At 64.8% G+C, this 12,061-nt stretch carries 13 protein-coding genes; 6 read left to right on the top strand and 7 right to left on the bottom strand.

The window, feature by feature from the left end; genetic code table 11:
- Positions 1-96: 96 nt before the first annotated feature.
- The gene (locus AC0B44_RS10760; RefSeq protein WP_471902877.1) at positions 97-2,214 is read right to left on the bottom strand and encodes a catalase; all 2,118 of its coding nucleotides are present in this window, start codon (positions 2,212-2,214) and stop codon (positions 97-99) included.
- 82 nt (positions 2,215-2,296) lie between these two features.
- The gene (locus tag AC0B44_RS10755; RefSeq protein WP_471902876.1) at positions 2,297-3,025 is read right to left on the bottom strand and encodes a Clp protease N-terminal domain-containing protein; all 729 of its coding nucleotides are present in this window, start codon (positions 3,023-3,025) and stop codon (positions 2,297-2,299) included.
- Positions 3,026-3,249: 224 nt separating this feature from the next.
- On the opposite strand from AC0B44_RS10755, the gene AC0B44_RS10750 reads away from it, so the two are divergent.
- Entirely contained in the window at positions 3,250-3,975 is a 726-nt protein-coding gene (locus tag AC0B44_RS10750) for a TIGR03620 family F420-dependent LLM class oxidoreductase (RefSeq protein ID WP_471902875.1), read from the top strand.
- A gap of 28 nt (positions 3,976-4,003) precedes the next feature.
- On the opposite strand, the gene AC0B44_RS10745 is transcribed toward AC0B44_RS10750, so the two are convergent.
- A complete protein-coding gene (locus AC0B44_RS10745; protein WP_471902874.1) occupies positions 4,004-4,678 on the bottom strand; it encodes a phosphatase PAP2 family protein in 675 nt (224 codons plus the stop codon).
- Positions 4,679-4,755: 77 nt separating this feature from the next.
- Complete coding sequence (locus AC0B44_RS10740) at positions 4,756-6,333, bottom strand: MFS transporter (RefSeq protein ID WP_471902873.1); 1,578 nt, start codon at positions 6,331-6,333, stop codon at positions 4,756-4,758.
- A gap of 213 nt (positions 6,334-6,546) precedes the next feature.
- Between AC0B44_RS10740 and AC0B44_RS10735 the strand changes: the two genes are divergently transcribed.
- The 3 genes from AC0B44_RS10735 (at position 6,547) to AC0B44_RS10725 (ending at position 8,186) form a co-directional block, all read left to right on the top strand.
- Entirely contained in the window at positions 6,547-6,819 is a 273-nt protein-coding gene (locus AC0B44_RS10735) for a GlsB/YeaQ/YmgE family stress response membrane protein (protein WP_169620865.1), read from the top strand.
- A 164-nt stretch (positions 6,820-6,983) separates the two neighbouring features.
- A complete protein-coding gene (locus tag AC0B44_RS10730) occupies positions 6,984-7,409 on the top strand; it encodes a hypothetical protein (protein ID WP_471902872.1) in 426 nt (141 codons plus the stop codon).
- Between the two features lie 135 nt (positions 7,410-7,544).
- Entirely contained in the window at positions 7,545-8,186 is a 642-nt protein-coding gene (locus tag AC0B44_RS10725; protein ID WP_471903001.1) for a LysE family translocator, read from the top strand.
- A gap of 25 nt (positions 8,187-8,211) precedes the next feature.
- Here the strand turns inward: AC0B44_RS10725 and AC0B44_RS10720 are convergent, their stop codons facing one another.
- A complete protein-coding gene (locus AC0B44_RS10720; RefSeq protein ID WP_471902871.1) occupies positions 8,212-9,393 on the bottom strand; it encodes an acyltransferase family protein in 1,182 nt (393 codons plus the stop codon).
- A 163-nt stretch (positions 9,394-9,556) separates the two neighbouring features.
- Here AC0B44_RS10720 and AC0B44_RS10715 point away from each other — a divergent pair, with 163 nt between their 5' ends.
- On the top strand, positions 9,557-9,700 hold the full coding sequence (locus AC0B44_RS10715; protein WP_471902870.1) for a DUF2510 domain-containing protein: 144 nt from the start codon (positions 9,557-9,559) through the stop codon (positions 9,698-9,700).
- 36 nt (positions 9,701-9,736) lie between these two features.
- The gene (locus tag AC0B44_RS10710) at positions 9,737-10,186 is read left to right on the top strand and encodes a hypothetical protein (RefSeq protein ID WP_471902869.1); all 450 of its coding nucleotides are present in this window, start codon (positions 9,737-9,739) and stop codon (positions 10,184-10,186) included.
- Positions 10,187-10,289: 103 nt separating this feature from the next.
- Here AC0B44_RS10710 and AC0B44_RS10705 read toward each other — a convergent pair whose 3' ends face one another.
- Positions 10,290-11,249, bottom strand: a complete 960-nt coding sequence (locus AC0B44_RS10705) for an alpha/beta hydrolase (protein ID WP_471902868.1) — start codon at positions 11,247-11,249, stop codon at positions 10,290-10,292.
- 37 nt (positions 11,250-11,286) lie between these two features.
- On the bottom strand, positions 11,287-11,574 hold the full coding sequence (locus AC0B44_RS10700; RefSeq protein ID WP_471902867.1) for a putative quinol monooxygenase: 288 nt from the start codon (positions 11,572-11,574) through the stop codon (positions 11,287-11,289).
- Positions 11,575-12,061: the final 487 nt, after the last annotated feature.

Raw genomic sequence — 12,061 nt, 5'->3', positions numbered from 1 at the left:
ACAACTGGCCGCAGCGATGACATCAGCTGCGACCAGAGGTAACGAAAGAATAACGCGGCGCTTTCGAAACCGTAAGTCGCACTCGGGTGAACTCGATCACATTGCGGTTCGCTCCCACACTCGGTGGGTACCGAGCAGCTCCAGAACCGCGCTGACGGCGTCCGACGCACCGGATGCAGAGACCACGCCCGGTGCCGAGGCGCCCTCGAACAACACCGCGCCGTCGCCCCACGCAGCGACTGCCTTGTGGTGCCGCAAAAGCTCGTCGGCGAGGATGCGGGCGCGCGGATCGGGTGCCGGGCTCGCGAACAGCGCCGCGTCGAACTCCACCGAGCGAGCGGTGAGGAACGTGCGGGAGATCGGGACCATGCCCCCGAGCTTTCCGCCGTGCGGAGCGATGACCAGCGGTACGCAGTCCGCCCCGTCGATCGCCTGGACGGCAGCCTGGACCTCACCGAGGTCGCTGGTGTCGTCGGCGACGATACCGATGATCCGGCCCTGCACCGGCCAGGTCTTACCGACCTGCGACAGCGCGGGGCTCGGGGCCGGATCGACGAGTTCGATCGTCGGCGCGGGAGCCTCCAGACCGAGTCCCGCCGCTACCGTCGCGCACAGATCCGCGTCGATGTTGGCCAGGATCTGGAGCTGGCGCTCCTTGATCGTCTGCTCGTAGCACTTGCCCAGCTCGAAGGTGTACGCCTCCGCCACGTGCTCCTTCTCTACCTCCGACAGGCTCTTGTAGAACTGGCGGACCTGCGAGAAGTGATCGTCGAAGCTCCGCGCTGCGGCGCGTTCCTTCCGCGCCGCCGGAAGCTCGACGGGGAAGTCGATGAACGCGTCCTCGTCGGCACCGGCGAAGAACGGGCAACCACCGTCCAGCGAATTCGGCTTGTACGGCGCCACACCCTTGTGGACCGCGTGCTGATGGAAACCGTCGCGCAGCATGTCGTTGACGGGAGCGTGCGGCCGGTTGATCGGAATCTGGCCGAAGTTCGGGCCACCGAGCCGGGTGAGCTGCGTATCCAGGTACGAGAAGAGACGGCCCTGCAACAGCGGGTCGTCGGTGACGTCGATGCCGGGTACGAGGTGCCCGGGATGGAACGCGACCTGTTCGGTTTCGGCGAAGAAGTTCGTCGGATTCGCGTTGAGGACCATCGTGCCGATGATCTGTACGGGCGCGAGTTCCTCGGGCACGATCTTCGTCGGGTCGAGCAGGTCGATGCCCTCGAAGGTCTGCTCCGGGTTGTCGGGGAACACCTGAACTCCGAGATCCCACTCCGGGTACGCGCCGGCCTCGATGGCGTCTGCGAGATCGCGCCGGTGGTAGTCCGGATCGAAGCCGTTGATCATCTGGGCTTCTTCCCAGACCAGCGAATGGACGCCCAGTCGCGGCTTCCAGTGGAACTTCACGAGGGAGGTCTCACCGGCATCGTTGATGAGCCGGAAGGTGTGGACGCCGAAGCCCTCCATCATCCGGTACGAACGCGGGATACCGCGGTCGGACATGTTCCACATCGTGTGCGCGGTCGCCTCGGTGTGGAGCGAGACGAAATCCCAGAACGTGTCGTGGGCACTCTGCGCCTGCGGAATTTCCCTGTCCGGGTGCGGCTTTCCGGCGTGAATGATATCCGGGAATTTGATGGCGTCCTGAATGAAGAACACCGGAATGTTGTTGCCTACGAGATCGAAGGTGCCTTCTTCGGTGTAGAACTTGGTCGCGAAACCACGGGTGTCACGAACCGCATCGGCAGAACCGCGGGAACCCAGCACCGTCGAGAAGCGCACGAAAACAGGTGTTTCCGCGCCCTTCTTCAGGAAGCCGGCCTTGGTGACCGTGGTCGCCGCGCCGTTGGCCTTGAACACGCCGTGGGCCGCAGCGCCGCGCGCGTGCACCACGCGCTCCGGAATCCGCTCGTGGTCGAAGTGGGTGATCTTTTCGCGAAAATGGTGATCCTGCAACAGGGTAGGACCGCGCGGACCAGCCTTGAGCGAGTGGTCCGAATCGGTGAGACGCGCGCCCTGCGCCGTAGTGAGGAACGCCCCGCTCTGCGCGCGGGCCCCGTCGACATCCACTGCGTTGCCCGTAGCGGTCAGGCCAGCGGGCGCCCGCTGGTCGGGCTTCGCTTCGGGTGGATCCACGGGCGTGGTCGGCTCGGCCAACTGCGGCTCGAGGGCCGCGGGCGTGCCTGGAATCATGGGAGGTTTCCCTGCCATTTCGACAACTCCGATCGGTTGAGCGCATTGGTCCTCCCCGAGTACCCGGACACGCCCGCGACAAACCCGATCGGGTGCCTTCTCAATCCTGTGCGGTCCTCGGGGTCTCGCTCAGCATCTTCAGTATCTCCACTTCCGTGCGGGTCTTGTTCAGGCCGGTGGCCGAGAGCACGCCGGAACCGTTCTCCACTTCGAGCATGGCGAGAAGGATGTGCTCGGTGCCGACGTAGTTGTGCCCCAGGCGCAATGCTTCCCGGAAGCTCAGTTCGAGCGTCTTCCGGACGTGTGCGTCGTACGGGATCAGTTCGGGCAGCGCCTCACTCGACGGGGCAGGCAGCGTGGCTGCGATCGAGGTGCGCAGCGCCTCGAGATCGACCCCCTGGGCAATGAGCGCCTGCGCGGCGAACGAGTCGGTCTCGGTGAGGAGACCGAGGGCGAGGTGCCCCGGAGCGATCTCGGGGTTGCCCGCTGCCCGGGCTGCGTTCATCGACGCCATGACGACGTTCTTGGCGCGTGGCGTGAACCGGGAGAATCCTTGCTCGGGATCCAGGTCGTTCTCGCGCTTCGGAACGAAGCGCTTCTGGGCCGCCTGTTTGGAAACGCCCATGCTGGCACCGATCTCGGACCACGACGCACCCGAACGTCGCGCCTGGTCGACGAAGTGGCCGATGAGGTGATCCGCGATGTCGCCCAGGTGATCTGCGGCGATCACGGCGTCGGAGAGTTGGTCGAGGACGTCGGGATGGACTTGCTTGATTCCTTCGATGAGGTCGTCGAGCCGAATGGGATGGGTCGGTCGTATGGGTTCCATGCGTCAACCCTTGGTTGACGACCGTTCCGGCTCAGGTACCGGGCTCAGACGCCTCCCTCCGGTTATCGTCGAGTGCATGACGCGACGAGTGAGTGTGTGGGGCGGCGGGTTCTGGCTCGGCGGAAAGACCCGGGAGGCCGCGCTCGACGCGGCGCGTGAACTCGAAGACCTGGGCTACGCACGACTGTGGACGTCGGGAGGATTCGGCGAGGGCGTTCCCCCCCGTGTACGGCGAAGTGCTCGACGCGACGACACGTCTCGGCGTCGCGAGCGGCATCGTCAGCATCTGGCATGCCCAACCGGCCGACGTCGCCGCGACCCTCGAACGATTCGAGCAGGATCATCCGGGCAGGTTCCTACTCGGGGTGGGCACCAGCCACGCGCCCGTCGTCGACGCGAAGGCAGCACACACCTACACCAAGCCGTACAGCCACATGGTCGAGTACCTCGACGCGCTCGACGCCGCACAGCCGCCGGTTCCCGCCGATCGCCGTGTCCTCGCGGCTCTCGGTCCGCGCATGCTCGCCCTGTCGGCGACACGATCGGCCGGTGCTCATCCGTACTTCGTTCCTGCGGAACACACCGCCCAGGCACGCGAGATCCTCGGAACCGGGCCGTTGCTCGCCCCGGAGGTCGCCGTCGTGCTCGAGAGCGACGAGGCCGCCGCTCGTGGCATCGCCCGCGAATACATGCGCGGCTACCTGTCACTGCCGAACTACTCGAACAACCTTCGCCGCATCGGGTACTCCGAAGAGGACGTGGCGGGTGGAGGCAGCGACCGACTCATGGACGCGCTGATTCCGTGGGGAGATCTCGACCGGGTCGTCGCCGGCATCGAAAAGCATTACAGCGCGGGCGCCGACGAGGTTGCCATCCAGGTGCTGACGGCCGATTCCAACGCATTCCCGGCCGCCGAATACCGCGAACTGGCGTCGGCGCTCATCAGCTGAACGCCGTCCCGCGGCTTCTCGGAGAGCGTCAGTCCGTGCGACCGAATCGGTCCGGGAGCCGGAGGTAGAGACGGTCGACGAGGGGAAGCAGCGCAACCGTGATGCCCGTGACCACGAGCACGCCCAGCGCGAAACCCGAGAGCACGTCGTGCACATAGTGCACACCCACACCGACCCGCGAGAACCCCAGCAGCAGCGCCACGGGCGCAACGAACCAGATGATGCGCGGGACGGCCAGAACGCAGGCGGTCGCCAGCGACGCTGCGATCACCGAGTGATTCGACGGCCAGGACCAGTCCCCCACTTCGGGGCACTCCAGGACCGTCACCACGTCGTGCGCCCGACACGGCCGGGGCTCGGTGATCACCAGCTTGACGAGCTCACTGGTCACGTACGCGACCACCGCGCCCACGCCACCGGCCACGAGGATCCGGAGCGCTCGATGGTCGTGCAACCAGGACCGGATCGCCAGCACCCCGAAGGTCGCCACGAGGACGAGCGGGCCCTTCTCCGCGACGAACCCCGCGACCGACGCCAACGGTGACGCTTCGATCGCCCGGGCGATCGCGGTGTAGAGCTCTTCGTGTACGGGAACGGCCGCCAGCGCCAGGAAGGCCACGGCGACAGCGAAGAGCAACGCAGGCCGGAGCGTCGACCGGGACAAGCGCGTACGAACGACGGGTGAAGCCTCGACCAAACTCATGGCACGACGCTATCGCGGCGCCGCACCGAGTCGTAGACCGGCAGCCGACCGCGATGCGGGCGTTGCCCGGCCGATCTCTACTCGACCGTCTCCAAGGAGTCCTCCTGCGCGTAGTGCGCGAGAAGCTCCTTTTCCCCGTCGCGCTTCGGGTACACGAAGAACACCAGTAGAGCGCCGAGCACGACGATCACGATCGCTGCGGCGTATGCACGATCGTCACCGTCGAGAAAGGCGGTGCGCGCCGCGGACATGATCTGCTCTGCATATTGCGGGTTGCTCTCCGCGATGTGAAGCGCGCCCGCGAACGACTTCTCGAGAGCGGCCTGCGTTTGCTCGCTGACGGACCGAGCGTCCGGTGCGCTTGCGATTGTCGCCGCCCACGACGCGGTGTAGCCGGCAGTCAGCAGTGCCCCGAGCGTCGACTGCATGATGGCGCCACCCAGATCCCGCTGCAGATCCGAGGTACCCGACGCCATTCCTGCCCGTGAGACCGGAACCGAACTCGTGAGCGAGTGGGACGCGGGTGTCCCTGCGAGGCCGATGCCGGCACCGATCAACATGAATACGAGGGCAATCGACCAGTAGCGGGCGTTCTCGTCCCACAGCACCAGTGCCAGAACCAACGCGAGCGCGATCGGCACGTAGCCCGACAACAACGTGAACCGCGAACCGTACGCCTCCACGAGCTTCGCGGACTGCGGCGCCACGAGCACCATCACCGCTGCGGCCGGCAAGGCAGCCGATCCCGCCGCCAGCGTCGAGTATCCGAGAACGTTCTGCAGATACTGCTGGCTGACGTACATCGATCCCATCAACGACCCGAACACGATGATGCCCGCCACCGCCGCGACCCAGAAGATTCGGCGACGCGCGACCCGCAGGTCGAACAGCGGGTTCGGCGCCCGAAGTTGGCGGATGACGAACACGGCCCCGGCTGCCACTGCGATCGCGCCCGCGGAGATGGCGGTGGTCTGCATACCGCTCACCGGCGCGAAGGTGATGCCGAGAACGAGCGACCCCACCATCACGACAGACACGACCCCGCCGAGGTGGTCGACCGGAGTGGTGGACTCGTTGACGTGCCTCGGGACGAAAACGACCGTCAGGACGAGGGCAGCCACCGCCAGCGGAATCGTCACCAGGAACACCGATCCCCAGTAGAACCACTCGAGCAGTGCTCCTGCCACGAGCGGACCGAGCGACGTGAGACCACCGCCGATGGCGGACCACAATGCGATCGCCCGGGTCCGCGCCGCACCCGACCACAACGCAGTGATCAATGCCAGCGTCGTCGGGAATGCCAGCCCCGCGGATATGCCGCCGAGCACCCGCGCCAGAAACAGCACCTCGGTGGTCGGTGCCAAACCGGCGAGTAGCGAGATCGGCACCGACAACGTCATACCGAGCACCAGCATCGTTTTGCGGCCGTAGCGGTCGCCGACCGCACCGAGATAGAGCACCGACCCCGCCAAACCCAGCGAATACCCGACCGCGATGAGATTCAGGTCGGTTTGGCTGGTGTCGAATGCTCTCCCGATGTCGGGCAGGGCCACATTGGCGACGGCGAGATTGAGATTCGCCACCGCCGCGACGAGAATGAGCGTTCCCAGCACCAGTGGCGCCCGGGTGGGCTTATCCGTCGCGGATGGGAGCACGAGAAACAGTGTGCGCCCTGCGACTCCGCGTTCGTGCTTTGTTCGGGGTAGTGGCCCTCTCCACGCCCAAAACTCCGCCCGGGAGAGTCACCGGAACGAACGATTTTGCGCACCGGCGGTTTGATCGTGACGAAACGGGTATAACCACCTCGGCAAAGAAGCAGTATGGGCTAGTCAATCTCTCGACCAAAGTCTCAAGGAAGGACCCGCGCAATGCTCGGACTCGGAATCCTCGGCTGGATCATCATCGGTGGTTTGGCCGGTTGGATCGGCAGTAAGTTCATGGGCACTGACGCCCAGCAGGGCATTCTCCTCAACGTTGTCGTCGGTGTGATCGGTGGCCTGATCGGCGGCTTCCTCCTGAAGCTGTTCGGTGTCGATGTCGAAGGCGGTGGCCTGATCTTCAGCTTCCTGACCTGCCTCCTCGGCGCAGTGATCCTGCTGTTCCTGGTCAAGGCCGTCACCGGCCGTGGCGTTCGCCGCTAAAGACTGAGATAGCTCTTCCGGGGCCCGCCGACGACGCCGGCCCTCGAAGGCTCCACAACTCACCGACAAGGAAATGCCGGGCCCCGCACGGGCCCGGCATTTTCGTTGTGTCCGCCACAGTCCGCTTCGTTTCGGGGCCCGCCGGCTCGGGTATTTCCTGCCGTATGAGCATCGAAGATGGACCCGGCGACACCCTCAGCCCTAGCGAGGGTCTCGACGCGGACGAAGTACGCAATGACGACGGCGACGAAGTAGTGGATCCGCCCGAAGGATGGAGCGAAGCCGATAAGTTCGGCACCACACAGCGCGAAGAGCAGGAAGGCGAATCGCTCGACCAGCGGCTTGCCGAAGAAGAACCGGATATCGAGCCCGAAACACCGCCGGAAGTGCCGGTCGCGGTGATGCCGGACGACGAACTCACCGAAGACCTCGTGGACGAGGTCATCGATGAAGATGCGGATGAGGACGACGGCACCGTCAAACATGCGGAAGCAGTCGACGGGGTCATCGTCGAGGATTCCCGCATGGACCGCGGCCAGGTCGACGGTAGCCCCGAAGACGGGGACTCGATCTTCCCGATCGTGGAATAGCCCGAGAGCAAGACGGCAGGCCCGCAAACTCCAGCGAGGCCGTACCGTCCGGGACCGTGACCGAACCGGTCAACGTAGCCGACTGATTCCGATTATCCTGCGGTAACAGCCTCTTCCCGGGGGGGAACTCAGATGATCGTCGAAGCTGCCGCAGCAGGGGGTGTAGCCCTCGTCGCGCTGGGCATGGTGCTCACCCCCGGACCGAACATGGTCTACCTGACGTCCCGCGCGATCGGGCAGGGCCGGCGAGCCGGCCTGGTGTCGTTGGCGGGCACGGGGGTGGGATTCCTCTGCTACCTGCTGATGGCGGTAGCCGGTCTGTCTGTCGTGTTCGGTGCGGTCCCTGCGGCATTCACCGTGCTGAAACTGGCCGGCGCTGCGTATCTCGCATATCTGGCGTGGGGAATGATCCGCCCCGGCGGACACGGCCTGTTCTCGCCCCGCGAACTGGATCCGGTAAGCGATGGCCGGCTCTTCGGGATGGGCCTTCTGACCAACCTGCTCAACCCGAAGATCGCGTTGATGTACGCCGCACTCCTCCCCCAGTTCGTGTCTCCCGAGTCGGGCCCGGTGTGGCTGCAACTCCTCCAACTCGGCGCGGTGCAGATCGTGATCGCAGTCGCTGTCAACGGGATGATCGTGCTCGGAGCGGCGAAGATCGCGGGCTTCCTGTTCGCCCGGCCGCGCGTGATACTCGCCCAGCGATGGGCTGCCGGGACACTGCTGACGGGTTTCGCAGTGAAGACTGCGCTCGGCAAAGGACCTGCACCCGCCTGAGACGTGCGCCCATTCGTGTCCGAGGTTATTTCCTGCGAGCGAACGCCACCGTCGGACGCTCGATCAGGACGTAACTGAGCACCGCCGCGCCGATTGTCGACGTGAGGGTGAGGACCAGCAGGACGGGAGTCCCGTCGACCACTCCCCAGTCGTCAGCTCCCACCGAATGAAGCCAGAGTGCTATCGGCTCGTTCCAGAGAAAGATCCCGTAGGAGATGATCCCCAGCCCTGCCATGACGGGAAGGGCCAGTAGCCGCCCGGCACGGCCGGACGCCGGGTCGCCGAACACTGCGGGCGCGACGAGGAGCAGCGCGATGACGGTGCCCGCAACGTGCAGGATGTCACCGGGGTTTCCGACCACGAACCCCAGCAGCAGAAACAGAGCTGTTGCCGTCGCCCAGCAGGTGCCCGCGCGGCATTCGACGAGGCGCACGAGCCGGGGACGCTCCGGATTGTCGGCCCAGAAGATGCTCGCCAGCGCGAGTGCCATGCCGACCGCGAACCAATCGAGATGACCCAGCAACGACCAGGCCAGAAACCCTGTCGGGCCTTCCCCACCCCCGAACAGGTAACGGCGGGCGACGAGACTGAAAATCCCGGCGGCGCACAGTATCGCCACCTCGACCTTCAGTTGCGTCGACCGGGAGCATCGCCCGATGGCGTGGTGGAGCGCGAAGGCGTAGAACGGCAGCAGTAGGTAGAACGCGGCCTCGACGGACAGACTCCACGCGGGTGAAAGCCCTGCGAACGTCTGGCCCAAGATCCACGTCTGCGCGAGCCCGTAATAGATCCAGGCATCGCGGTTGAGCACGTCCACCCATGCGGGTACCAACAGCGCGCAGGCGGTCAGTGCAACCCAATAACCGGGGACGACCCGAAAGAAGCGGCGCTTCGCATAACGTCCGATGTTAGGCATGGGCCGTCCGTCGAGCCGCGCCGATGCGAAGGGCCGGTACAACAGGAACCCGGAGAGCACGAAGAAGACCGGAACTCCCAGATTCAGCAATCGTGCGATATCCCAGGTGTTTTCAGGATCGGGCGTGCTTCTGAGATAGACGTGATAACCGAGCACCATCAGTGCCGCGATCGCCCGCAACGGCTCGAGGAGGACATATCGACCGGCGCGCGGAGCCGTCGTCGCTGCTTCGGAGCTTGCCTGAGGCGGCGCCACCGCAGCCGGTAGCGGTGGAGAACCGTCGATACTCACGAGTTCGAACCCATCGCAGCCGCCCTCACATACTGTAGGTTTGAATAAGACGATATATCAATCTTCCAGTTTGTTTTTGTTTCCGCGGAGTAGCCCTGCGGATACGCGCCTCGGCTCACTACGCTGAAGAAACCGGATCCACATCGGCCGGAAGGAATCGCTGATGTCCGATACTCCGAATCCAGGCAACACCGGATCACCCGGCCCCGGCTATTACCGCGACCCATCGGGCGTGATGCGCTGGTGGGACGGAGCCCGGTGGACCGATCGCGTACAGAACAGCGGTCCGTCCCCGTCGGCGCCCTAGCCACCACCCCCACTGCCGCCGAAGAAGTCACACACGTTGCGCAATCTCCTGCTGGCGCTGCTCGCGGTGTTCGTGCTGGCAATCGGCGGGTGCATCGCCGTCCTGGCGGTCGCGGGAAACGAGGTCAACGAGGCGATCGAATCAGCAGAGGTGGACGACGCTGCTCCGGGTGGTCCCGACAACCCTCTGACTATTGCGGAGGGACAGCCGTTCGAGGTCTCCGGATTTCAATATGCACCAGGGTGGTCCGTCACCCAGGACACACTCGGTGACGTGCAGGTGGAGGGTCTTCGAGTCACGAATGCGCGGGACGAGACGGACGGCGCGATCGTAGAGATCAAGTTCATGAACGGAAACGAAGTGGTGGCCTTGGTCAACTGCACGACGGAACAGATTCAGGTGGGGCAAACCACGTCCCTGAACTGCATTGGGGCCGAAGACTTCCCGGCGACGTACGACCGGATCACCATCAACGACGCCTTCTGATCCCGAACACCACTCACCACTAGGGCAATCGATTCTCCACCGATCCGGTCGGAGACGGGCGACCGAACCGGCTGGCAGTCGATCAGCTGCCCGCTACCCAACTTCATGGGAGAAGGCGAGAGTCCGTGCGAGCCACGCGGTGCGTACTCGTCGCGCGGCAGTGGACAGACGCGCGCGGGGGAACAGGGCATCGAAACCGTGGAATCCGCCGGCCCAGACGTGCAGTTCGGCGTGGCCGCCGGCTGCCCAGATCCCAGCGGCGTAATCGACGACCTCGTCGCGGAAAAACTTCGGCGGAACCGACGTCGATGTAGGCGGGAGGGAGGCCGGCAAGTTCGCGAGCTCGACTGGGCGAGATGTAGGCGGGGATCTCCTCATCGGAAAGGTCGGCCACGAGGGCGTTCCAGGCGAACTCGTTGGTCTCACGAGTCCAGACCCCGGGTCGGCCCGAGTACTGTCGGCTGGAAGTTGTGGTGTTGCGGTGGTCCAACATCGGGCAACTCAGGACTTGCGCGGCGATCGCGGGCCCACCCAGGTCACGGGCCATCAAGGCGAGACCGGCGGCAAGGCCTCCTCCTGCGCTCGTACCCGCGACCACGGTGCGATCGGGATCGATGCCGAGATCGTCGGCGTGCTCGGCAATCCAGTGCAGCCCTCTGTAGCAGTCCTGAACGGGGGTGAGGCCTCCGTACTCGGGTGCGAGCCGATAGTCGACGGTGACCACAACAGCACCCATGGTATCGAGCCATTCCAACGGAATATCCAACTGGGAGAATCGGTCTCCCAGGATCATGCCACCGCCGCGCATCCAATAGAGGCAGGGCGCCGCAGGTGCACGGTCTACAGGCATCAGGACGGTCATCGGGATCCCGCTGCCATTATCAGCAGGGACAGTGACCTCACGTCTCTCTACCTCACGGCCCACGAGCACGGCCTCGAGCGGTGGAGTCGGCATCGCGCGGAGTTGGACCAGAATTTCGGGCGTGATCCGTGGGAGGAGCGGGAAATCGAGGAGTAGCGCATCTAGTTCGGGATCGAGCGCCGGGTAGGTCACAGGTGACATGTCGTTCCTCTGCTGGTTGTGTGACGGGATGGGTCGATCACAAGTCGGCCTTTCCGCCTATCGGTGTGTAATCGGTGCGGGGGGTCTCGCCGGTGACGAGGTCTTGGATCCTGGCGACGATTGCCTGCGCCGCCTCGCCCGCGAACAGACGGTGATGATCTGCCTCACTAGTCCAGCCTTCTGTGACATGGATGAGATCGGGGCGAGACGCGGAGCGACACACCAGATAAACCAGGCAGTGCTCGCTGGAAGCGGGGTTGCCGTCGTCCATGCCTGTCAGCAGGACATCGACCAACCGATCCGCCATCCCCGGTTTCGCAGTCAAAAGGGCAATTGAATCCGTATCCGACGGTCATGTCTTCTCCTCGGTTTCGAGTGCGATACTCCCGATCGGCTCCGGGTCGGTGGCCGATCAATCTCGGGCGATGCCTCTATTTGACGCGGTGAAGTGCAAGAACAGTAGACAAATCCTCCCGCTTGCTTGCCTGATCCTCCATGGGTAGGGACTATCGGTTCGGAACCGTGGTGAAATCGTGCACGTGAGGTTCGACGAACTGCGCGCCCTGCTCGACAGGCATGCGCAACCAACCGGAACGACCGCAATCGAAGGCCTGCACATCGCGAAGGTCGAACACTCCGGGCGGGTAAGTCCCGGGGAGTGGTGGGAATCGGCTGAGCGCATCCGGCCAGGTCCGCGGCGTGTCGCTCCCTCGCCGAGGGTGGGCCATCGCGTAGTGATCAACGAGTTACCTCTCACAGTGACTCACAGAAAGCAGCTACGCGATGACCCACGATCATTCTGCACTGCTCAC

This window comes from Rhodococcus sp. NPDC019050 (assembly GCF_055664235.1).
This window is presented reverse-complemented; position numbering and strand designations above follow the sequence as displayed.

What these genes read in the sequence shown, in the direction of transcription:
- AC0B44_RS10760 (WP_471902877.1), bottom strand. Translation starts at nt 2,214, where the DNA reads ATGGCAGGGAAACCTCCCATGATTCCAGGCACGCCCGCGGCCCTCGAG.
- AC0B44_RS10755 (WP_471902876.1), bottom strand. Translation starts at nt 3,025, where the DNA reads ATGGAACCCATACGACCGACCCATCCCATTCGGCTCGACGACCTCATC.
- AC0B44_RS10745 (WP_471902874.1), bottom strand. Translation starts at nt 4,678, where the DNA reads ATGAGTTTGGTCGAGGCTTCACCCGTCGTTCGTACGCGCTTGTCCCGG.
- AC0B44_RS10735 (WP_169620865.1), top strand. Translation starts at nt 6,547, where the DNA reads ATGCTCGGACTCGGAATCCTCGGCTGGATCATCATCGGTGGTTTGGCC.
- AC0B44_RS10730 (WP_471902872.1), top strand. Translation starts at nt 6,984, where the DNA reads ATGAGCATCGAAGATGGACCCGGCGACACCCTCAGCCCTAGCGAGGGT.
- AC0B44_RS10715 (WP_471902870.1), top strand. Translation starts at nt 9,557, where the DNA reads ATGTCCGATACTCCGAATCCAGGCAACACCGGATCACCCGGCCCCGGC.
- AC0B44_RS10705 (WP_471902868.1), bottom strand. Translation starts at nt 11,249, where the DNA reads ATGTCACCTGTGACCTACCCGGCGCTCGATCCCGAACTAGATGCGCTA.